Source organism: Pantoea alhagi, from assembly GCF_002101395.1.
GTDB classification, from domain to species: Bacteria; Pseudomonadota; Gammaproteobacteria; order Enterobacterales; family Enterobacteriaceae; genus Mixta; species Mixta alhagi.
Genome location: NZ_CP019706.1, coordinates 1,020,840 through 1,041,300 on the forward strand (window position 1 = coordinate 1,020,840; position 20,461 = coordinate 1,041,300).

Annotated in this window: 18 protein-coding genes, 1 tRNA gene and 1 pseudogene; 6 read left to right on the forward strand and 14 right to left on the reverse strand. The window is 50.5% G+C overall.

Annotated elements, in window-relative coordinates; all coding sequences use genetic code 11:
- Positions 1–69: 69 nt before the first annotated feature.
- Positions 70–534 carry a helix-turn-helix domain-containing protein gene (locus B1H58_RS04710; protein WP_085072230.1) on the reverse strand — a complete coding sequence of 155 codons (465 nt, stop codon included), beginning with the start codon at positions 532–534 and terminating at the stop codon, positions 70–72.
- Between the two features lie 240 nt (positions 535–774).
- On the opposite strand from B1H58_RS04710, the gene B1H58_RS04715 reads away from it, so the two are divergent.
- Entirely contained in the window at positions 775–1,272 is a 498-nt protein-coding gene (locus B1H58_RS04715) for a hypothetical protein (RefSeq protein WP_085068219.1), read from the forward strand.
- 107 nt (positions 1,273–1,379) lie between these two features.
- Positions 1,380–2,102 carry a hypothetical protein gene (locus B1H58_RS04720; RefSeq protein ID WP_085068220.1) on the forward strand — a complete coding sequence of 241 codons (723 nt, stop codon included), beginning with the start codon at positions 1,380–1,382 and terminating at the stop codon, positions 2,100–2,102.
- On the opposite strand, the gene B1H58_RS04725 is transcribed toward B1H58_RS04720, so the two are convergent.
- Together B1H58_RS04725 and B1H58_RS04730 are read right to left on the reverse strand one after the other, a co-directional pair.
- Positions 2,091–2,990 carry a Dam family site-specific DNA-(adenine-N6)-methyltransferase gene (locus tag B1H58_RS04725; protein WP_085068221.1) on the reverse strand — a complete coding sequence of 300 codons (900 nt, stop codon included), beginning with the start codon at positions 2,988–2,990 and terminating at the stop codon, positions 2,091–2,093. The genes B1H58_RS04720 and B1H58_RS04725 overlap by 12 nt on opposite strands.
- 113 nt (positions 2,991–3,103) lie before the next feature.
- A complete protein-coding gene (locus B1H58_RS04730) occupies positions 3,104–3,664 on the reverse strand; it encodes a recombinase family protein (RefSeq protein ID WP_085068222.1) in 561 nt (186 codons plus the stop codon).
- Positions 3,665–3,854: 190 nt separating this feature from the next.
- On the opposite strand from B1H58_RS04730, the pseudogene B1H58_RS04735 reads away from it, so the two are divergent.
- Positions 3,855–4,321, forward strand: a pseudogene (locus B1H58_RS04735) (DUF1643 domain-containing protein).
- Between the two features lie 758 nt (positions 4,322–5,079).
- Here the strand turns inward: B1H58_RS04735 and B1H58_RS04740 are convergent.
- The 3 genes from B1H58_RS04740 to B1H58_RS04750 form a co-directional block, all read right to left on the reverse strand.
- Complete coding sequence (locus tag B1H58_RS04740; RefSeq protein WP_237172452.1) at positions 5,080–5,652, reverse strand: HNH endonuclease; 573 nt, start codon at positions 5,650–5,652, stop codon at positions 5,080–5,082.
- 251 nt (positions 5,653–5,903) lie between these two features.
- Complete coding sequence (locus B1H58_RS04745) at positions 5,904–7,814, reverse strand: site-specific integrase (RefSeq protein WP_085068223.1); 1,911 nt, start codon at positions 7,812–7,814, stop codon at positions 5,904–5,906.
- Between the two features lie 90 nt (positions 7,815–7,904).
- Positions 7,905–7,989, reverse strand: a tRNA-Leu gene (locus B1H58_RS04750).
- A gap of 238 nt (positions 7,990–8,227) precedes the next feature.
- Here B1H58_RS04750 and B1H58_RS04755 point away from each other — a divergent pair.
- Positions 8,228–8,737 (forward strand): YjjA family protein, encoded by a 510-nt coding sequence (locus B1H58_RS04755; protein WP_085068224.1) that lies wholly within the window; start codon positions 8,228–8,230, stop codon positions 8,735–8,737.
- A gap of 67 nt (positions 8,738–8,804) precedes the next feature.
- Here B1H58_RS04755 and B1H58_RS04760 read toward each other — a convergent pair whose 3' ends face one another.
- The 4 genes from B1H58_RS04760 to B1H58_RS04775 are packed head-to-tail and all read right to left on the reverse strand — an operon-like array spanning position 8,805 to position 13,564.
- Positions 8,805–9,749 carry a fimbrial protein gene (locus B1H58_RS04760; protein ID WP_085068226.1) on the reverse strand — a complete coding sequence of 315 codons (945 nt, stop codon included), beginning with the start codon at positions 9,747–9,749 and terminating at the stop codon, positions 8,805–8,807.
- A gap of 23 nt (positions 9,750–9,772) precedes the next feature.
- The gene (locus tag B1H58_RS04765; RefSeq protein WP_085068227.1) at positions 9,773–12,274 is read right to left on the reverse strand and encodes a fimbria/pilus outer membrane usher protein; all 2,502 of its coding nucleotides are present in this window, start codon (positions 12,272–12,274) and stop codon (positions 9,773–9,775) included.
- 30 nt (positions 12,275–12,304) lie between these two features.
- The gene (locus B1H58_RS04770; RefSeq protein WP_085068228.1) at positions 12,305–12,988 is read right to left on the reverse strand and encodes a fimbrial biogenesis chaperone; all 684 of its coding nucleotides are present in this window, start codon (positions 12,986–12,988) and stop codon (positions 12,305–12,307) included.
- Positions 12,989–13,042: 54 nt separating this feature from the next.
- Positions 13,043–13,564, reverse strand: a complete 522-nt coding sequence (locus tag B1H58_RS04775) for a fimbrial protein (protein ID WP_085068230.1) — start codon at positions 13,562–13,564, stop codon at positions 13,043–13,045.
- A 577-nt stretch (positions 13,565–14,141) separates the two neighbouring features.
- Between B1H58_RS04775 and B1H58_RS04780 the strand changes: the two genes are divergently transcribed.
- Both B1H58_RS04780 and B1H58_RS04785 read left to right on the forward strand, forming a co-directional pair.
- On the forward strand, positions 14,142–14,627 hold the full coding sequence (locus B1H58_RS04780) for a winged helix-turn-helix domain-containing protein (RefSeq protein ID WP_085068232.1): 486 nt from the start codon (positions 14,142–14,144) through the stop codon (positions 14,625–14,627).
- A gap of 38 nt (positions 14,628–14,665) precedes the next feature.
- The gene (locus B1H58_RS04785) at positions 14,666–15,958 is read left to right on the forward strand and encodes a DUF445 domain-containing protein (protein WP_085072232.1); all 1,293 of its coding nucleotides are present in this window, start codon (positions 14,666–14,668) and stop codon (positions 15,956–15,958) included.
- Here the strand turns inward: B1H58_RS04785 and B1H58_RS04790 are convergent, their stop codons facing one another.
- The 4 genes from B1H58_RS04790 to lptF all read right to left on the reverse strand — a co-directional run bounded on the left by B1H58_RS04790 (position 15,959) and on the right by lptF (position 20,303).
- Positions 15,959–17,098, reverse strand: a complete 1,140-nt coding sequence (locus B1H58_RS04790) for a YsnF/AvaK domain-containing protein (protein WP_085068233.1) — start codon at positions 17,096–17,098, stop codon at positions 15,959–15,961.
- A 30-nt stretch (positions 17,099–17,128) separates the two neighbouring features.
- Positions 17,129–17,536 (reverse strand): DUF2382 domain-containing protein, encoded by a 408-nt coding sequence (locus tag B1H58_RS04795; protein ID WP_085068234.1) that lies wholly within the window; start codon positions 17,534–17,536, stop codon positions 17,129–17,131.
- A gap of 590 nt (positions 17,537–18,126) precedes the next feature.
- The gene (gene lptG, locus B1H58_RS04800) at positions 18,127–19,203 is read right to left on the reverse strand and encodes an LPS export ABC transporter permease LptG (RefSeq protein ID WP_085068236.1); all 1,077 of its coding nucleotides are present in this window, start codon (positions 19,201–19,203) and stop codon (positions 18,127–18,129) included.
- Positions 19,203–20,303, reverse strand: coding sequence for an LPS export ABC transporter permease LptF (lptF, locus tag B1H58_RS04805; RefSeq protein WP_085068238.1), 1,101 nt, complete (start codon positions 20,301–20,303; stop codon positions 19,203–19,205). The genes lptG and lptF overlap by 1 nt, the downstream gene beginning before the upstream one ends.
- Between the last annotated feature and the right edge of the window lie 158 nt (positions 20,304–20,461).

A 20,461-nucleotide genomic window follows, 5' to 3' on the forward strand; every position in this document is an offset into this window, starting at 1 on the left:
GGGGCCTATCCGTGTCAAATGAATACTGTTAAATCATAGTGAATTAGAATTCTTAGCCTTACACTTGGGCTACTTTTTCAGTTTGTCCCACCGCACTGCGGATACGATCCCCCAATTGCCATTAGGATTAGGCCTACGCCATTTTGCCGTCTCCATACTACGGAGATACTCAAGCGCTTCGGAAAAGGTGCCAAAACGCTTCTGAGCCGCTTTATCACCTACGCCAAACGAACCATCGCGACTGCTCGCAAGTCCAGGATTAAAGCACGAGCCATCGGCTGCGTATGGAACCAACAGTTCCAAGTCATTATCTTCAGATGAGTCAGACGCTAACAACTGCCACGGCTCAACACTGAGAGCGTTAGCCAGCACCTCGATCGCATCCAGAGACGCATTAGAACCGCCGCGTTCAATGCGGCTCATATAGCTACGTGCGAACCCACACCGATCAGCAAACGCTTCCTGGCTCATTCCGGTGGCAATGCGCAGTTCTTTTACCCGCTCGCCAAACTGTATTCTCAGAGATTTTTTCATGCACTGAATGTGCAATTTCGACCACTGTAAGGCCACGCTCCATATGAGACATTTTGAATCTAATCGCGCGTCAGAGGGCTTAGTCACTCGCATTAGTTGCCTGTATCATGACAACCCCACTTGATTAAAAATGGATACCAATAGTGACATTTAAAATCCAATAAGTATGATGATCTTCATCGGTTGGACGTCACCATCGTTCGCTATCAGGCGCGATGTGATTTGGAAAGTGAGGGAATCATGGCAGAAGCAGACTTTTTATTACTGATGTCAGCGGGAGCCGCGTTTAGCTGGGCCTGTTATAATGTAGTCGCCCATGTTGTATTAAAGCAGCACATCAGCACGCTACGCGCAATTGCATGGGGGACTCAGGGCACTCTCTCATTGGTGCTGAGCGTATTTGCCTTTTCAGCTATAGGTGCAGAACAACCCCTAACAAAACAAAATGCCTTATGTTCAGGTAACAGCCCGGAATGCTATGCGAAAACGCACCATAACCCGATCAGAGAGTGCAAGCAGGCAATGGACAAGGAAGCGACGTTTCGCCATGTGTGGCAGGAAAATGGAGCGCAGCCGGTTTTTGGAGCTTACTTATGGCATGATGAGAAAAACAAAACGATTCAAGCATTTGGACATCAGGCTAGCGCCATTAACAGTCTGGGAATGCTAACACCTCTTCAATATTTTTGCGTTTATAACGCCAACACCGGGGATATTATAGCCGCATCTTTTGAATGAATGGTCCAAACCGAAAGCCCTCAACTTGTTACCTAACATCATATTAATGCTCTCATAACTTATCGTAGACCATGGACAAGAACCGTTTCATATGGTTTCCTTGTCCTATGAACATACACAGCGTTGATCCCCGCATTCTGGCACTATGCGAGAGGGTCACTAGAAAACGTGCCAAGACAGTAATCGACCACATTATAGAACATGGTTTCATTACTACAGAGGACTTACAAGATACATACGGCTATGACCATCCTCCAAGAGCGGTAAGAGATGTAAGAGAGGAAGGAATTCCTATTGAAACATTCAAAACCGTAAGCAATAGGACTGGGAGAGTGATTGCAGCTTATCGTTTTGATAGTCCCGACAATATTAAAAATGGACGCATTGGTGGGCGTAAAGCTTTTTCAAAAGCCTTTAAAGATGCTTTGATTACTAAATATGATTCACGTGATGCTATTACTGGCGCTCAAATAGAACCACGCTACTTACAAATAGATCATCGCGTTCCATATGAGGTAGCAGGGGATTCACAACATGACGAGACTAATCTTGACGCATACATGCTACTTGACGCCTCAAGCCAAAGAGCAAAATCATTTACATGTGAGTCCTGCGATAACTGGATAAGAATACAAAACCCTAGCATTTGTATGAGCTGCTATTGGGCATTTCCAGAAGGTTATTCACATGTTGCGATGAACCCTGTCAGGCAATTAAATATCACGTGGTCCGGTGAAGAAGAAGTTAATGCTTATGAAGAATTAAAGTCTAAAGCTGAAGCTGAGGGTCTTGATATTAAGACCCTCTTGAGTCGCCTTTTAAGAAAATAATTCTTCTTGACTTGTATTTCTTAAGTTGAGCCTTGTTTTTATTGGAGCCTTTATATTTGAAGAAAGATAAAGGCTCTCTACTGTTTCTGCCTTCAGGCCATTTAATGTTGCCTGACTCGACTGGCCTGCATTTATTAGCAAACGAGACATTGATAAATGTTCTGGCAGGGCCGGTCCATATTCTTTATCACCTGTCATGCCATCATATGAAAGTGCAAATCGAATATTTCTTTCATTTAGTAGTTCTAGTCCAGAAACAAGAGAGTCAACCTCAAGTTGTTCGTGGTAACGTTTGTCTTTGCCAACGGAAGTCCCTAAATACGGGGGATCCATATAAACGAAATCTTGGCTCTCAGCGTCTTGCGAAGTTGTCTTCCAATCGCCCACACGAAACTCAACTCGGCCCTTTAATAATTTTGAAGCGCCTTCAATGGCCAATGCCATCTTTTCCGGTGCCATACCTTTTCTGCGCTTATCGGCTGATTGTGTGAACTTCCCTTTCGCATTGAAGCGAACGGCATTTTTTACACATCGGCATACTAAATAAAGCAAGGCTACTGGATTTTGAGTTTCATTATAGAGTTCACGCACCTCATTGAAATAATTATGATTTTCACCATCAAATCCCATCCAAATGGTGGAATATTCATCAATTACTTGATGAGGATTATTCACTATCATTTCCCATAGCTTAATAATTGAAGGGAACTTGTCTCCAACTACGAAGCGCTCTGCCGCATTGTTGTCAGCCATAAAAAGTGTCATCGCTGCGGAACCTGCGAATGGTTCATAGAAGCAACGTATGTTACGAGGTATAACGCTATAGATAACTGGTGCTAGCTTTCTTTTACTACCTTGATAAGGAATAGGATGCGGTATTGTTTTCATTAAATATTTTTCTCAAACGTTTTTCTGAGCGAGACTGCCTAAGAGCATATACCCGTCAAAGGATTCGTAATATAGGGGTATGATAACAGCCCAAACTCTTTATGTAATCGAACCTAACGCCCCAAAGCAGCAATCGTAGCTCTGGAAACGCCGTATTCACGCGCTAAAGCACTGACACTGATTCCGCTATTCTTTTTCTCTACAATCGCGCCACGGGCTTCTGGGGCGATTTTCGACGGTCTTCCCAGTTTCTTACCTTCGGCTTTTGCCCGCGACAAACCCGTCTGGGTCCGCTCAATCAGCAGGTCACGTTCCATCTCTGCAACCGCTGCCAGCATTGACAACAGGAGCTTACCCGCAGCGGAGGTGAGATCTGTCGTGCCAAGCTGGTGGACAATAACCTTTATATTTCGGTCAGCCAACTTCCTGACCGTCTGGAGAACATCAATCGCATCACGTCCCAGACGGTCTAGTTTTGCAACTACCAACGTTTCACCATCGCGAATTTTGCTAAGCAATTCACAAAACGCTTTACGTTGCACCGCAGGAACCTTCCCGCTAACAACATCGGCAAACCAGTAATCAATTTGCCACCCAGCCAGCCCAAGTTCTAGCCTTTGGTTTTCGGTATCCTGCTGCGCTGTAGAAACACGCCCGTAGCCAAAAATCGCCATTATCAACACCTCTCCATACCTGTCAGAAAACGGTGTCAACAATAGGATACCTGCCAATAAATGCCAAGGCTAATTTCCCAATAGTCCGGAAGTCACTTCAACAGAGATGCCGGAAAACGGTCGTTTGTTGGCGCTTAAAACGGGTGAAGACATGTTAGGCTGAAACCATCACTTCATAAGGACAACTGAAATGATTAAAGACGCGATTTTTTCACCGTGCGGTAAGTATCGTTACTCATTATTACGAGTCTGGGACGAATCAAAGCCCTATACGCTTTTCATCGGGCTAAACCCTTCATACGCCGACGCAGAGAAGAATGATCGCACATTGAGCCGATGCATATCATTTGCTAGGGGTTGGGGTTACGGCGGCGTCTATATGGCCAACCTGTTCGCGTTCGTTCACACTCAGCGCTTTGAGATGATGAAAGCATCTGATCCAATTGGCATAGATAACGATAGCCATTTAAAACGCCTTGTTAGCGGTGCCGGTCTAGTCGTCGCGGCATGGGGGAACGAAGGCAGACACCTTCAGCGCTCGACTGTTGTGCGCAAGCTGTTGCCAGAAACCACAATGTGCTTCGCCTTAAACGCTACGGGTGAGCCGAGCACCCTCTGTATATGAAAAATGACAGTATTCTCATACCTTTAAGTTAGCAAAGACTACTGCGTTCAGAATGCGAACGCAGTTATATGATATATATAACTTTTTTTGAAAAGTCTGATGTGTTAGCTTGTCTCCTGACACCTACCTCATGCGGTAAACCGGTCCGGGCAGGTGGAGCATTACCGCTGTATAGCGGAAAACGTCAGGATGGGAACTCTGCGGAACGTTAATTGTGGTAGGTAGGGCGCGCAAGCGTTTGATGCAGCCAGGCAGAGGGTGAAAGTAGTTATCGGCGGATTCTTGAGTAGCTACTTTTGCGCATAATGCATCTTTCAAGAAAGGTCGTCACACCACGAGGAAGATTTGTTCTTCATCTGGCGGGGGAACCGAGCAAACCTACAGGCTATCTTCTCAGATGGCCTTAGGGTTGGTATGTCCGGCTTCCCCCCCGAGGAAGGGTTAACATTTTAAAAAACAATTTATGTTTTAAGATTGATGCTTTTCTGCTGCCTGATACTTCAGAACTTTCTTGCCAGAAGTAAATCTATCGTTATCTATCTTCCCAGCATGACAAACAAATCTGAACCGGAAACTGATAACCTGCAACGCGTTCATGGTGTAAAAAGCAGCCGGATAAGCTTGCACGGGAAAGTGAACATCCTAGGTTTGGAAACGACTCTCACGGGCATTGCGTTCGAAAATTTCCGCAGCGGCGAGGCGGTCCTTATACCTACTCCGATATATCTGGCTGGCTATTTAATATGTTAAACATTCCATGCCATCTCTGCCGCCTCTCTTAACGATACTGCTATCGCCACTTGATATTGTCTTTATTACTTTTAGATACGTTGCATTCTTTGCACATGATCTGAAGGTTGGTTATCTCTAATGCCAGATGAGGGTAGCGAGAACGCGGCTTTATATGATCAACGTGCATTATCAGACCATCTTTGGGGCTTCTCCCACACACCGCACAATTGTTTCCATACTTTTTGAATGCCTGGTAACGCAGCTTTCGCCATTCTTTAGTTTGATAGAAGCTGTTGGTGGATCCCTTTTCTTCTGACTGAAGTTGCCTTTCCTCCTGCTCACGCTGCTCGAACGATCCAGCTTTTTCAAACTTAGACATCTGTTTCAGATAGTCATTACGTTGCCAGTCGCGGTATGACGGAGTGCGATCCTGCATCTCGTGTCCCCATACATCCTTTTGCTTTAATAGTGATTTATCGTATCGCTCCCATGCAGCCAATGTGTCATCGGCAACATTTTCAATGTTCCACTTATGCCAAAGTGCAAAGCAAATTCTGAACGCTTTTTTGACCACAAAGAACACCAGAATCAGCACTAGAATCAAAACAGCTACGCTACCTTCCTTTGGCACTTTCTAGCCTTATCTTTTGAAGAGTAATTTCATCCATGTTGCCATGATACCCTGTTGCTGGACATCATTCCCATATGCGAGCAAGCTCCCAATCTTCCAAGGAGCTTGCCTTAGTGGACGATAACCCCTCCACCCAACGCACTGGGGGACTGCCGCAAATTTCGAACCATGATTTCCAATCCTTCTAAGAAAAAACGTGCCAGATAGCTTTCCAGCGCGTCTAAGCATCCATCGACGGGATAATGGCTCGCTCAGTCCGTTTGTTTACCTCGCTTTCTTCGCAGCGCATCTCTGACAGCATCTAACCCATCAGGAATGTTAAATTTCGCTATCTCAGGCAACGAAAAATCAATTTTCTCCACAGTTTGAATCATATGAATTGGTTTAAGGTCTTTGCTATATCGCACTTCCGTTTCCGTTTCGCCGCGCACATGCCCAACTAATTGCGCACGTAATTCCGGGCTAACGCCTTTCTCCTTTAGTAACGTTGAAACTGAGTGGCGGAAAGAATGGAAAGATTTGGTTCTGTTCCTCTCAACATTCAATCTACGCGCCAGTAGTGATTCATTGAACCATGCAGAAACTGGCCTGCCATAGCCTTTAGTTTTATGCGGCTTAAGCTCGGGGAACAGGCGAGCATACCCGGCATTTTTTAAGGCGTTAACGTAGTCGATGAAACCGAGATTAATCAGCGAGGAGTGAATCGGAATCTTGCGGCGAGCATTAGCATTTTTTAATTTCTTTCCGCTTTCGCTATCGCTTTCGAGGTTCAGGTAATAAACATCATCTTCCGCGAGTATGTCATCTAGAAGTAACTGCGCGATCTCATTAACTCGCGCCCCCGTCAGTAGCCCCAACAAAGGTGCCCAATAGTGAAACGGGCAATATTGATGGAATCGCCCGTGCGCGTTACGTTCTCCTGTTCCAGCCAGAAACCACGGTAGCGAAAAAATCGCCTTAACTTCATTAGGTTCAAACACGTCAGTGTGATCTTGGTCTCGCTCGTCTTTATCATCGCGCGGGAAAAAATTTTCGCATGGCGATTTCAGTAGCTTGCCATCAGCAACAGCCCACTTCATTGCACCATAAAGGCCGTTGATATACTTCCTGACGGATTCCTCAGTCATCAACTTATCGCCGCATTCCGCCGCCTTAGTGATTAACTCATCCAGTGTTTTCACCCCATATTTAGCTTTCGCTAGATTCCGGTTTGCGGGGATCGTGCGTAGTTTGCTCTCATAAGCTCGGAGGAAATCGCGATCAAAGTCTTTCAACTGAATGTCGCCCATCGCTTCAATCATAAAGGTGAAGTAGTTACGGATATCGTTAATTGCGGACTCCGAGACTTTACCCTTGAGCCGATGCTTTACATACTCTGAACATAACCATGACAGGCTCTTAGTGTAATACTTTCGATGAACATACTCGTTAACGATAACGGGGGATGGAGTAGCAAGAGGCGCAGCGGTGTGAACGCTAATAGCTGGTGGTGTGGTCTTAGCCAGCCAATCAAGACGGAGACTTTCTGCATGAACTTTATTGATTAACAGCGTATCGGGTTTTATTAACGGGCAATTGGAGGTGAAAAACCAACCGCCTTTAGCTTCGCTTCCAGCAGTTTTAAACACCGAGGCTTCTGAATGCCCGTCGCTGACGATGTTACGTAAATGCGCCAAGGGAGCAATGAGTTGCAGATAACCTTTAACAACCCCTTCTATACCCTGCGCTTCGACATAGTTAAGCACGTAGCTGCCATCGAGAGGGTCTAACTCGACCTCAGATAAAGTCTCAACATAAAAGCCAGCCTGCCCCGTCGCTAGCCAAAACATGGGCAGATTGCGGTTCATCACCGCCTGAATTAACTGAGTAACGGGCAGCTCGATTGACTGAGCAAAGTTAGAAAGCGAGATCATGCCCTCTCCGGCAAGCAGCGGGGCGCAGTCATTTAAAGATCGGTAATCCAATTGTTCATACTCTTGTAAGGTCTGATACCAGACCGCCAACAGGAGCACGGACTTCTGCTTTGCTTCATGAAGGTCATGAGTGCCTGTTGAAGTGTGAATCTCACACTGTCCTGCGTATCGACGAAAACGTTGGGGAACGCTGATGCGGACAACATAAATGCCGCTGGTTCGACGATAGAGTTTATATCGCTGAGACATCGCCTCGTATAGCCTTTTGTAGTAGGGCTACGCAATTACAAGCGAAAAAATAGGAAAAGTTATTTAAAAAACAACTAATTAGATGAGTCTTGGTGCCGAAGGCCGGACTCGAACCGGCACGTATTTCTACGGTTGATTTTGAATCAACTGCGTCTACCGATTTCGCCACTCCGGCACGGAAGGGATGCGGAAAACGTTGAGGATTATACCGTTACCTGTCACCTGTGCAACCTCAATTGTCTGTGCTGTGCGCTAAGTGTCGAAAATTTCACCTTAGCCTACAGACAATTCTCATTCACTGCCTTTCAGGCCGCGAATGGCGCGCGTTTCGGAACTCTGGCCGCCGTGGGCAGTCCCAACTAGCTGATAGCGGGCGCGCCGTGGTTGACGCGCCAAATTAATCGAGGTTGGCAATGAAAACAACATTACGGCGCCTGGCGCTGACAACGGGCATGCTCTCTCTTATGGCAACGGGAACGGCGCTGGCGGCGAGCTGGCAGGATCAGCTGAATAGTGCGGCATCGCAGCTCAGCCAGCAGAACAATACCAACACGCAGAGCACCGCCAGTCAAAATGGTCTGTCGCTCTCTTCCCTCTCCGGGCTGCTGAACGGCGGCGATAAGGCGGTCAGCAGTACCAGCATGACCAATGCCGCCGGGGTGATGGAATATTGCGTGAAGAATAACGTGATTAAAAATAACGCCACCAGTATCAAGGATCAGGTGCTGAGCAAGCTGGGCCTGCAAAACACCACCCAACAGGCGCAGCAAACCGATTATCAGCAGGGGCTGATGGGCTTGCTGAATACCGGTAGCGGTCAGCAGCTTAACCTGAAAAGCCTGAGCAATACGCCGATGGGCGAGAAGCTGAAAACCAAAGCCTGCGATGTGGTGCTGAAACAGGGCAAAAACTTTATCTCCTGATGCGCCCTCTTCTTCGCGTCCTGCCTGGGCAGGGCGTGGAGTCTCTCCTCCCCGTTGTTCCCCTTCTCTAGTTCTGCGTAATGGTAAACGTAATCGCTGCACGTGCCGTGCCGGGCGTCACCTTATTGCCAAGCGGCGTATAGGCCGCCAGCAGCGGAATGGCAATTTCACGTTCGCCCTGGTTGTGATAGGTGCGCGGCGTATCAAAATAGAGCGGGCTGCCGTCGCGATACATAATCTTAATCGCCACGCCGGTGGCCGCGCCCGGGATGTTATCGATCGGCACTATGCCCGGCTCCGGCGACGGCACGCTGCTGGCGGCAGAGAAAGATACGTTTACCGGCAGATCGCCCTGGCACAGCAGCTCAATTTTAAATGCCGTAGGCGCCACGCTGCTGCCGTAACCCAAAGCGGCGCTGCGGCTGATGGTTCCCAGCTGCACCGTCTGGTTGGGGGTTTTGGCATAACAGCTTTTGATGCGTACATCGCCGGATACCAGCTGCAGGCTCAGCACGCTGGTCAGGTTGCCGTTGCTGTCGGGCAGCGAGAAGCGCGCCACCTCACCGCCGGGAAAGCTGCCCGGCGTGGTATCACCGGTGCGGTAAAACAGCAGCTGAATATCGGAACCCAGCACCGGTGCATCACCTTCTGGCGTCAGCGTGGCGGTTAGCGGCACAAAGCGATCGGAGAAGCGATAGTCGGTAATTTTAACGCCGACACCCGGCACGCCGGTGTCATAAACTCCCGGCATTACCGCGCTCGGCCTGCTCCAGCTGCCGGTCATGGCAGAGTGATAGGGCACGCTGCCGCTACAGCTCTGCGCCATCCATCCCGCTACGTTGATGATCTTGCTATCCAGCAGGCTGCCCGGCGGCAGGTTAGGATCAATAATCAAGTCGGACAGCGCGACGCGCTGCGTTTTAGGTGCGCCAATATCGCAGCCTGCGGCCAGGCCGCTGGTTGCCGTAATAGCGCCAGCGATAAGCACCAGCGCGTTCGTTAGCGTGTTCATGGCATTATTCCTCTTCGCGCCGGTTACTGGCAGATGGTCTGTAGCTGCGTCACGATGCCATCTCTCTCTTCTGGCAGGGTAAAATCAGCGCGGCACTGGCTCCCGGCGCGGCTGCCCCAGCTCACCTGTAGCGATACCTGCTCAGAAAGGCCGCTCAGCCACACCTCGCCGTTATCGCCAACGATGCTGCTGTAGTCCCCGCTATCGTCAGCAAACCTGACCGTTGCGCCGAAGGGAACCGGCAGGCCGTTACGCCGGATCAGCTTGACCAGAGCGCGCTCGCCCACTCTGCCGCTGAAATCTGCTCGCACCACTGCGCCGCGCGTCGGCACCACCTGTTGCGTGGTCTGCTGTAGCTCAACCGTATCCGGCAGCGACAGTGGATCAAGCATGATCTCGCTTATGCGATAAGCGCGCAGATAAGGCACCAGCGTATAGCCACGAAAGTCGGTGCGCACGCCGGTCTGATTAAGCACGGAAGCGTTGGCGATGCCCGGCGCTTTAACCAGCGCCACCGTCTCGCCCAGCGGCTGGCTGAGCGTGATGCCATCCCGATGCGCCACCAGCGCGCCGCTCAGGCCGTAGCTCAGACGTCGGCTATGGCGATCCCAGGCGTAACCCGCATCCGCTTCGCCATAGGCGCCGCGAAAATCAATCTCACCGCTGCCGCTGCTGCCTTCGTTACGGCTGGTGTAGCCCTGGCGCAGGCTCCAGCTCAGGTTATGGTCAGCAAGCGCGGTACCGCTCAGTCCGGCCGAGTGGCTGCTACTGCCGTGGCGGGCGCTGTTCATCTGATAGTTGGCCCAGGTGTGGTCTGCCCAGCGGCTGAGCGGCACGCTGAGCGATAACGCCAGCACCTGATCTTCGCTCGCACTTTTGACGCGCCAGGCGGGATTGAAGGTGCTGCGGTTATAGCTGTAGTTCAGGCTGACGCTGATGCCCTGCCAGCTGTTGTTATAGCCAAGGTTCAGGGAGCGCGTCTGATGCTGGTTATCCCGGTACTCTTCCTTGATCGCGCTGAGCGTAAGCGACCCCGCTCCCGGCCACAGGCTCTGGGTAAGCGTCAGCTCGGCCCGCTGTCGCCGACGATCCCACTGCCACAGGCGATCGCGCGTATAGCTCTCCATGACATCGTTCAGGCTGTAAAAACCACTGGTGGCATAGCGGTAGCCCGCCAGCGCCACGCTGGTGCCGGTGTTGATAAAGTTTTTGCCATAGCGCAGCCGCCAGGCATGCCCCTGCGATCGGTCATGATGGGCAGGCTGGCTATGCGCCAGCGTGGCATCCAGCGAGAACGCCCCCAGCGAGCCAAGATTTTTCCCAACGCCCGCCACCAGCGAGCGATAGTTCTCCGCCTGCTGCGTGCCGCCATAGAGCGTAAATGCCTGCGGCAGGCCGATGATGCCGGTCGCCTGGAAAAAGAGATCGCCGCCGTGGTGGTTGCCGTAGCCACGGTACTCGCCGCCGGTGATGCTGTATTTAATGTGTCCTTCACGCTGTAACACCGGCACCGAGGCAAAAGGCACCACCAGCTGTTGTTCGCTGCCGTCCGCTTCATTAATGATAACGGTCAAATCGCCGCTGCCGCCGGTAGGATAGATATCGGCGATGGCGAAAGCACCAGGCGCGACGTAGGTCTGATAGATGATCTGGCCGTTCTGATAAACGTTAACCTGCGCGTGGCTGCGGGCAATACCGCGTACCACCGGCGCATAGCCTCTCAGGCTGTCCGGCAGCATATCCTCATCCGATGCCAGCTGTACGCCGCGAAAGTTAACGCTGTCATACATGTCGCTGGGGGAGCTGCTCTCCCCCAGCGTAAGCTGTGCCTGTAGCGGCACGATCTCGCGCTGCGCCCATGTATAAAGGTTGTTCCAGTCGCCCTGCCGATGACGGCTGCGCGACCAGGTGCTGTAGTTGCGCACCCGCCACGGCCCGATGTTGAGGCCGGGACGCAGGCTTAAAAACTGGCTGTCGCTGTTGTGGCGATGCGCGTCCAGCGCTTCGCTGTGCGCGCCGCTGAAGCGGTAGTTAAGCAGCAGCGCGTTGATGCCATTATCCCACTGCTCCTGCGGCACTGTATCTCGCGCCTGGTACTGTAACGCCGCCTGCGGAATGCTTAGCATCAGACGCTGGGCGTTAACATCCAGCCGCGCCGCTGCATCATTAATCTGCGTCAGATCGGCGCAGCCGTCGCTCTGCTGCAGCCCAGGGTAGCGCGCAATGTTCACGTCGTAGCGTGCCAGATCTTCCACGCTCAGGCAGGGCATCAGATCCTGTGAGTCTGACCCACGAAAGGACACGTCACGCGTCTCCTGCGGCTGGTTATTTACCACAACCTCAACCCGATAGGTGCCGGGTGGCAGCCGGTTGTTCTCAAAAGCGGAGAGATCGACCGCTTCGTTATTCAGCCCCTGGCGCTCCAGCAGCGCCGGATTAAAGGTGACGGCATAGCTGCTGTTGGTCTGAATAACCGTCGTAATCATGCACGGCAATAATAAGTGGCGTAATATTCCCTCCGCCATATTCTTTTCCTTAATGACAGCGTCGTTCTTTTACTGGCTGTGTGGTGAATAAGTCGCCTCAAAGGGTTGAGTGATCGCGCCATAATCATTTATCAGCCGCCAGCTTATTTTTCCGGAGCGCGCCGGCTGCGGTAAGGCGTACTGTTTATTGGCAAAGGGCGCGACCCACCCCGGCCCGGCAATCGCGTTGCCATTAACCTCAAGTGAATGGAAGTTCATGTAATAGGGCGTGGGGTTGGATACCTGCAGTTTTCCCTGCTGCCAGCGCCAGCTAAGTCTGGCCATCTCAGCACGGGTGATCGTTTTTTCCAGGGCAACGGGACGCCAGATAAGTTTGATCTGTGTTTTAATCGCAATCTGTAAGACGTTCTCATCGTCTACCGCGCTGGGGATCGATTTTATATTGGCCCAGAACAGGCTTTCCCGATCCTGCGGTAATGGCGCGCCGGTATAGATCAGGCGTAACACGTTCTTTTGCTGGCTATCGAGGCGAAAAAGCGGTGGTGAGAAGATAAAGGGAGCTTTGCTTTTATCAGGGCTTTCAACCCACGACTGAATTAACCAGACGCTGTTATCCGGATTGGTTACGCTAATGGCGGTCTCTTTTTTTGCGCCATGAAAAATAATTCGCGTGCCGCCTACAATAACCCCTGCTGTCGCCGCGCTATTCAGCAGCACCAGCATAAGCAACCAGCCAAAAATCCATTTATACATTCCGGCTATCCCTGCAAGAAGCAATGGGCCTGAGCCGACCCATTGCAGGTTGGATTAATTATAATTCATGGTGAAAGTGGCAACGGCATTAGCCGGGCCAGGCGAAACGCTTGCAGACGTAGCGATATAGCTGGCATAAAACTTCAGGTTGTTAGCCACCTTTTCCTGTAGCTCATAGGGACTGGAGGCGGTAAACAGCGGCAGTTTGGTCATGTTCTGGTCGTAAAGCTGAATACCGACGCCCGATGCCACGCCCGCGCCAGCATTAAGCGCCAGTACATCCTGATCGCCATCATAGGTAGGGCCATCAAACTTAACGCGTGCGTTAACCGCCGGGCAATCGGTCAGGGTCAGAACAAACTGGGTGGTTGAGGCGACAGAGCCTTTCCCGGTAAAGCTGCTTTTATTTACCGAGCCCATAGGGACTATCAGGCTATTGCCGCTGTCGCCCAGTGAAACTACACAGGTATTATCAATAACTTCACCATTAAAATTAACCGTCCCGTCGTAGGCCAGCGTTGAAGCCGAGGCGAACAGGAGCGCCATCCCTAATGAGATTTTATTAAGACGTTTCATATATATCCTTATGAGCTGATTAAAGGTGATAGACCTGAATGCCCGGAATGGGCACTCTTCCTTTTATTCCCTGGTGCAGCCATGAAAATTATTCGCAATGCCGGTAAAAGAGTAGGCAGGCATAACAGAGTTACAGAACGACTATGTTATAAAGCATCATCCAGGCTATTAATTTATTAGCTGAAGCCGCATCCGTTGCAGTCATAATTACTCAAAGAATTAACCACAGCAGGTGAATTGCTCAGCAACAGCAAAACTACAAGAAAACCGGAAAATGAAAAGTGAAGAATGCATAATTCAGGAAATCGAAAAAAAACTTCATAATATAAGAAAACCACAGCGCAACATCAGGCCGAATCAGCAGCTAAAAATGATTAAAATCAAAAAATTAAACCAAAGTGAATAGGTAATTAAAAATTGAAATATTTAAAAAATATGAAAAATAATATTATACATCCTTTCAATTTACCCTGCGTCCGGTAAGTGATTTGAATGAAAAACAACGTTATGTTAGCTTGACGCTCTATTCACTCGTTGCGTGTTGTTACTCATGGATTAGGTTGCTGAGGGATTAACCATGCTCTACTGCATTAATAATAACGTTATCTTCGATCCATTAAAACATACTTTAACCTCAAGTAAATTCTATCCTGAAAAGGATACCCGGCTTAATCAGCCAACCAGCCGCTGCTTATCATTATTAATAGAGAGAAAAGGGAGCATTATTACGCAGGAGGATTTTATGAATGAAGTCTGGCGTAAACATGGAATGGAAGTCACCGTCAATACGCTTTATCAAAACATCTCTATTCTGCGGAAAACATTAAAGCGTGTCGGTATTGATGAAAATATTATTATCACCGTGCCTAAAAAAGGAATTACTCTTTCAGCAAAAGTTGAGACGATGGCGGATAAAAGCTTTCTCTCCACGTCGCCTCATTTAGTGGCGGAACAACAGGACGATATCCCGCTCAACCGAAAAAGCAGCCTGAGCCTGTTTTTAGTGCTGTGGATGGCGCTGCTGTTAAGCCTGTTTGCCTTATGGACGGCGTTTAATCAGTGAAGCACGATTTTCTTAACGCGCTACGCTATGCTGGTAGCATGCAGAAAATAAACGAACTTAAACGAGCCAAGCGCCTGGCGCTTTCACTGCTGCTGATGGCGGCAGCCACCTTTATTGCTACGCTGTTTATGCCGCCCCGACTGTGGGTGAGTGGTTTGAAAGCGGTAGCGGAAGCCGCAATGGTTGGGGCACTCGCCGACTGGTTTGCCGTGGTTGCGCTGTTTCGGCGCGTTCCGGTGCCCTTTATCTCTCGTCATACGGCCATCATCCCCCGTAATAAAGATCGCATCGGCGAAAATCTGGGCCGCTTCGTACAGGAAAAATTTCTTGATGCGGACTCGCTGCTGGCGCTGATTCGTCGGCACGATCCGGCACAGCTGATCGGCAACTGGCTGAGCGCGCCGGATAATGCGCAACGGCTGGGGCAGCACCTGCTGCAGCTGATGCGCGGATTTCTGGATCTTACCGACGATACGCGTATTCAGCACTTTATTCGCCGCGCCGTACATAAAGCGATCGATAAAGTTGACCTGACGCAGTCAAGCGCCCTGCTGCTGGAAAGCCTGACCAAAAATAATCGCCATCAGGCGCTGCTGGATGCCGCCGTGGAACAGCTGCTGCGCCTGATCAATCGCGAAAGCACGCGCGACTTTATCGCCATGCAAATCGTACGCTGGTTGAAGCGCGAGCATCCGATTAAAGCCAAAATGCTGCCAACCGAGTGGCTGGGCGAGCATAGCGCCGAACTGGTCTCCAGTGCGGTGAACTCACTGCTTGATGATGTCAGCCAGGATCAAGGTCATGAGCTGCGTATGGGTTTTAATTGTGCGGTGGAAAAACTGATTTTCCGGCTGAAAAACGATCCTGATATGGCGGAGCGCGCCGAAACCATCAAAGGTTATCTGAAGGAAGATGAAGCGCTGAACCGCTATATCGGTGAATTGTGGGGCGATTTACGTGAATGGCTGAAAGCGGATCTGAATGCTGAAGATTCACGCGTACGACAGCGCGTGGCGGAAGCGGGTTTGTGGCTGGGTGAAACGCTGGTGAATGACAGCGCGCTGCGCTCTTCTCTGAATCAGCATATGGAACAGGCGGCGCGTACCGTTGCGCCCGACTTTGCCGCGTTCCTGACGCGTCATATCAGCGATACGGTAAAAAGCTGGGATGCGCGTGAGATGTCGCAACAGATCGAGTTAAATATCGGGAAGGATTTACAGTTTATTCGTATCAACGGAACGCTGGTGGGAGGCTGTATAGGGCTGCTGCTGTGGTTAATAACGCAGCTGCCCGCGCTGTGGCAAATGCTCAGCGCGGGCCAGAGTCACTGATTACTTCTTCAGGCCGGTAAGACGATCTTTTTCAGGATCGCTGCCGGTAGCGGTCAGGTTATCTTTCTCCAGGCCGGTGGTGCCGGTCAGAGGATCCTGATTCAGGCCAGTGGTACCCGCCAGTTTATCTTTTTCCAGGCCGGTGGCGCCGGTCTGCTCTACTTCTACTTCCTGACGGCGGACGGTATCTTTCACCGTTTCTACACGTTCTGAGGTTTCGTTACGTACGCCCACCTCTTCTTTAATGCGTGCAGTTTTGCTTACCGTTGGGATTTCGTGGGATTCTTCCACTTCAATGGTTTTATCGGACCAGTCAACGTCGCTCAAATAAGCGGGTTCATCAACGGCGGTACGGAAAACGTCGGCGTGCTGTTCAAACAGCGATACGTCTTCAGCGACTTCATCTTCAACGGTATAACGACGCAGACGTACCACACCATCGCTGACCTGACGTTTACCAATAGCCACTTCTTCTTCAGCCAGCTTCAGCGCTTCGGCATCCTCGCTGCCGGTAAGCGTTGCACCCGCGGTGGTGCCTGCAATGCCGGTTGCCGCAGCGCCTGTCGCGCCAGTACCGGTACCGGTGACCACACCGTTGGTATTGGCATCATTAACCAGATCGGTTGCGCCCGTTTTACCTGTGGTAGTGTTTTTATCATCCAGTGTGCCCGGCACGCCTGAAGTCGGATTGTTGCTGCCGGTTACGCCGTTGGCACCGGCAGTAAAGCCTGCTGAGGTGGTACGCCCGGTAAGATCGTTGGTTTCACCCAGGTGTTCACGCTGAGCGCCAGTGGTGTCTGCAACGCCAGAACGATTATAAGAGGCGGAGTAATCGGTGGAATATTGATCCAGCAGCGCTTCAACACGGTCGGCATCTTCTTTCGGTGCGCGTACGGTCAGCAGCACGCCGCCGCCCTGAATCGCTTTGTTATATTCAGTAGCGTAATCATCATCAACGTCATCGCCAAACAGACGCTGCCAGAAGCTTGGATGACGGATCTCTTTACCTTCTACGCGTAATCTTTCACCTGAAATAATATCAATATGATTTTCCGCAATACCTTCGGCAATTAATTTTTCTTTAGCCACTTGCGCCTGCTGTATCTGATTAAAAGCAGTTACGATTTTTTCGTGTGCCATATAATAGTCTCCTCGTGCTTAGGTTGACGGTTAAGTATCTTCCTTGTTGATCTCTATCTCCTGGCTACGTAATGTCACTTTTTGCTGAAACTGTTCGCTTTTCTTCAGCTTGTGAATATGTACTTCTTCTTTCAATATATAGTGGCGAATAATTTCCACCTGCTCTTCAATTACCGGCACAATTAACACATCGCCTTCCTGACGAACCTGTGGGAAATAGCCTTCCTCCACCGGTTCATTTTTTTCGATGTGTTCTATCTTAACTTCTTCATGCCAGAGCTCGGTTTCTAACAGCTTTTCTGCCGTTGTCGTGGAGCGACTAATACGGATGCGACGGTCAACCACGCGCTGCGTGCTTACCTCCGCCTGCTCTTCTGCTAACGGAATGGCTTCATGCTGTTCCGTTACTTCTTCATGCGGCGCAATTTTCTTCGTCATTACTCGCCCTCCATAAAATAGCGCCGATCAGAATATGCATCGATTATCGAACATTTCCGATAACTTACCGTAATAGTTATAAAGCATAGACCAAACGGGAGTTTATGTAATAATCGGGCACGGCAAATTGTTAAGAAATATAAATCCTGTTAATAATGAGCGGGTAAACGGACCTGATTATTGTCGTTTTTTCTGGCTTAACGGCTTTCTTGTTTTCCCTTTTATCCGCTCTACATTTTCTTTAGCGCCTAACTTGTTATAAATGCAGTAGATTAAACAAGCGCGGCGCGTCGGGAAAAAAGCACCGGGACTATTTACATTTACCTTATCAGGGCCGTAATAAATGATAAGCTGGAAAAATTCAGATATTTCGCAAGAAAATAAATTTGCAAAAATTAAAAGGCATGACCCTGGTTAACCTTTATAAAAATAAAATCACAGGAAAGGATAGAAAAATAAGGAAGCAGGAAGCAGGAAGCAGGAAGCAGGAAGCAGGAAGCAGCGTAAACAGAGCAGGAAAGTCGTGCAAGAACAACAGCAGCCCGCCAGGCTGCTAAGCCGGTGCGGCAGTAATCTGCCGCACCAGAAGCTTAACGTCGCTTCATCAGCATCCAGACGCTGATAGCAAAGAAGGCCGCGCTGGGCAGCACCGCGCCCAGAATCGGCGGTAAGCCATATACCAGGCTGAGCGGACCAAAGATCTGATCCAGCACATAGAACAGGAAGCCAAAGCTGATACCGGTCACCACACGCACGCCCATTGATACGCTACGCAGCGGGCCAAAGATAAACGAGAGCGCCATCAGCATCATTACTGCCACCGACAACGGCTGGAAAATCTTGCCCCACATATTAAGCCGATAGCGTCCTGACTCCTGACCGCTCTGCACCAGATATTTAGAGTAGTTATACAGCCCACGAATCGACAGCGCATCCGGGTCCAGCGCCACCACGCCAAGTTTGTCCGGCGTCAGATTGGTTTTCCACTGACCGTTAATGCTCTGCTTGCCGGTGATCTGTTTGGCATCGGTCAGACTGGACTCATCCACCTGCCCCAGATTCCAGCGCCGATGCTCTTTATCCCAGGTAGCGGTAGCGGCATAGCGTACACTCACCAACCGCCGCTGATCGTTAAAGTTGTAGATACTGACGCCATCAAGTTCATTATTGCCCTTCAGGCGCTCTATATAGATAAAGCTATTGCCATCTTTCGCCCAGAGGCCGGAATGGGTAGAGAGCAGCGAGCCACCGAGCAGCTGTTGAGCGCGGAAGTTTCGCGCCATCTGCTCGCCCTGCGGCGCAACAAACTCACCGATCGCCATGGTGAGCAGCACCAGTGGAATGGCGGTTTTCATCACCGACAGCGCGATTTGCAGACGGGTAAAACCAGAGGCTTGCATCACCACCAGCTCGCTGCGCTGCGCCAGGGTGCCAAGGCCCAGCAACGCGCCAAGCAGCGCGGCCATCGGAAAGAACGTCTCAATATCCTTCGGCACGCTGAGCAGAGCATAATAGCCGGCGTCCAGCGCTGTGTAGGCGCCCTGCCCGGTTTTGCGCAGCTGATCGACAAACTTAATAATGCCGGAAAGCGATACCAGCATAAAAAGCGTCAGCATAATGGTGTTAAAGATCGTTTTACCGATATAGCGGTCTAATACGCCAAACATCAGATTGAGCCTCCACGCGTAAAGCGGGCGCGCAGACGGCGCATCGGCACCGTATCCCACACGTTCAGAACAATCGCCAGCGTCAGATAGCTCAGGTTAACCGCCCACATCCAGATTGCCGGATCGAGCCGTCCCTTCGCGCCGTTTGATTTTAGCGAGCTCTGTAACAGGAAGAAGATTAAATAGAGCAGCATAGCCGGCAACATGGAAAGCACGCGTCCCTGACGCGGGTTTACCACGCTAAGCGGTACCACCATAAGCGCCATCGCCAGCACGGCAAATATCAGCGTTAAACGCCAGTGCAGCTCAGAACGGAACTCCGGCGATCTGTTGCCGAACAGATCCTTAAACTCTGCCTGTTCGGCGTCGTTAGGATCGAGCGTGGCGGTTTTATAACCGACAATCGCCTGATAGTGCGTGAAATCCGTAATGCGGAAATCACGCAGCAGCGCGGTGCCCTCAAAGCGGGTGCCTTTATCCAGCGTAACTACCTGCGAACCGTCCGGACGCTGCTCCATATAGCCGCTGTCCGCCATCACAACGGACGGGCGCGCATTGCCTTTCGGACGCAGCTGCGCCAGGAAAACGTGACCGAACTGATTGCCTTTCACATCTTCAATAAAGAGGACGCTATTGCCGTCACTGGAGGGCTGGAATTTCCCCGCCGCCAGCGCCGCAGCGCCAGGGTTAGCTTTCGCATTCTGCGTCACCTCGCTTTGATAGCGCGATGACCAGGGACCAAGCCAGACAACATTGACTGCCGCCACCGCCGCCGTTAGCAACATCAGCACCATCGCCGCTTTGACCAGTACCGCCTTGCTTAAGCCGCAGGCGTGCATCACGGTGATTTCGCTTTCGGTATACAGCCGCCCCAGCGTCATCAGGATGGCCAGGAACAGGCTGAGCGGCAGTATAAGCTGTGCCATTTCCGGCACGCCGAGCCCTAACAGGGTAAGAACTAAGTTTGTCGGGATCTCACCATCCACGGCAGCGCCCAGGATCCTGACTAGCTTCTGACAGAAGAAGATCAACAGCAGGATAAAGAGTATTGCCAGCTGGCTTTTGAGCGTTTCCCGAACCAGATATCTAATGATTATCACGCTTCGTATGCCTGTGAAAACTTGTCTTTTTGCTGGAAAATCGATAGTTTCAACGCTTATTCGCCATTTCTCATCATCAATGGCCGTTGTCATAGATCTATTGTATGACACAAGCGTTCAGGTGACGTCAAAAATAACAATGTCACTGAAACACAAAC

What these genes read in the sequence shown, in the direction of transcription:
- B1H58_RS04745 (WP_085068223.1), bottom strand. Translation starts at nt 7,814, where the DNA reads ATGTCTCAGCGATATAAACTCTATCGTCGAACCAGCGGCATTTATGTT.
- B1H58_RS04715 (WP_085068219.1), top strand. Translation starts at nt 775, where the DNA reads ATGGCAGAAGCAGACTTTTTATTACTGATGTCAGCGGGAGCCGCGTTT.
- B1H58_RS04755 (WP_085068224.1), top strand. Translation starts at nt 8,228, where the DNA reads ATGAAAACAACATTACGGCGCCTGGCGCTGACAACGGGCATGCTCTCT.
- B1H58_RS04760 (WP_085068226.1), bottom strand. Translation starts at nt 9,749, where the DNA reads ATGAACACGCTAACGAACGCGCTGGTGCTTATCGCTGGCGCTATTACG.
- B1H58_RS04770 (WP_085068228.1), bottom strand. Translation starts at nt 12,988, where the DNA reads ATGTATAAATGGATTTTTGGCTGGTTGCTTATGCTGGTGCTGCTGAAT.
- B1H58_RS04765 (WP_085068227.1), bottom strand. Translation starts at nt 12,274, where the DNA reads ATGGCGGAGGGAATATTACGCCACTTATTATTGCCGTGCATGATTACG.
- lptG (WP_085068236.1), bottom strand. Translation starts at nt 19,203, where the DNA reads ATGTTTGGCGTATTAGACCGCTATATCGGTAAAACGATCTTTAACACC.
- B1H58_RS04790 (WP_085068233.1), bottom strand. Translation starts at nt 17,098, where the DNA reads ATGGCACACGAAAAAATCGTAACTGCTTTTAATCAGATACAGCAGGCG.
- B1H58_RS04710 (WP_085072230.1), bottom strand. Translation starts at nt 534, where the DNA reads ATGAAAAAATCTCTGAGAATACAGTTTGGCGAGCGGGTAAAAGAACTG.
- B1H58_RS04730 (WP_085068222.1), bottom strand. Translation starts at nt 3,664, where the DNA reads ATGGCGATTTTTGGCTACGGGCGTGTTTCTACAGCGCAGCAGGATACC.
- B1H58_RS04785 (WP_085072232.1), top strand. Translation starts at nt 14,666, where the DNA reads ATGCAGAAAATAAACGAACTTAAACGAGCCAAGCGCCTGGCGCTTTCA.
- B1H58_RS04795 (WP_085068234.1), bottom strand. Translation starts at nt 17,536, where the DNA reads ATGACGAAGAAAATTGCGCCGCATGAAGAAGTAACGGAACAGCATGAA.
- B1H58_RS04725 (WP_085068221.1), bottom strand. Translation starts at nt 2,990, where the DNA reads ATGAAAACAATACCGCATCCTATTCCTTATCAAGGTAGTAAAAGAAAG.
- B1H58_RS04775 (WP_085068230.1), bottom strand. Translation starts at nt 13,564, where the DNA reads ATGAAACGTCTTAATAAAATCTCATTAGGGATGGCGCTCCTGTTCGCC.
- B1H58_RS04780 (WP_085068232.1), top strand. Translation starts at nt 14,142, where the DNA reads ATGCTCTACTGCATTAATAATAACGTTATCTTCGATCCATTAAAACAT.
- B1H58_RS04720 (WP_085068220.1), top strand. Translation starts at nt 1,380, where the DNA reads ATGAACATACACAGCGTTGATCCCCGCATTCTGGCACTATGCGAGAGG.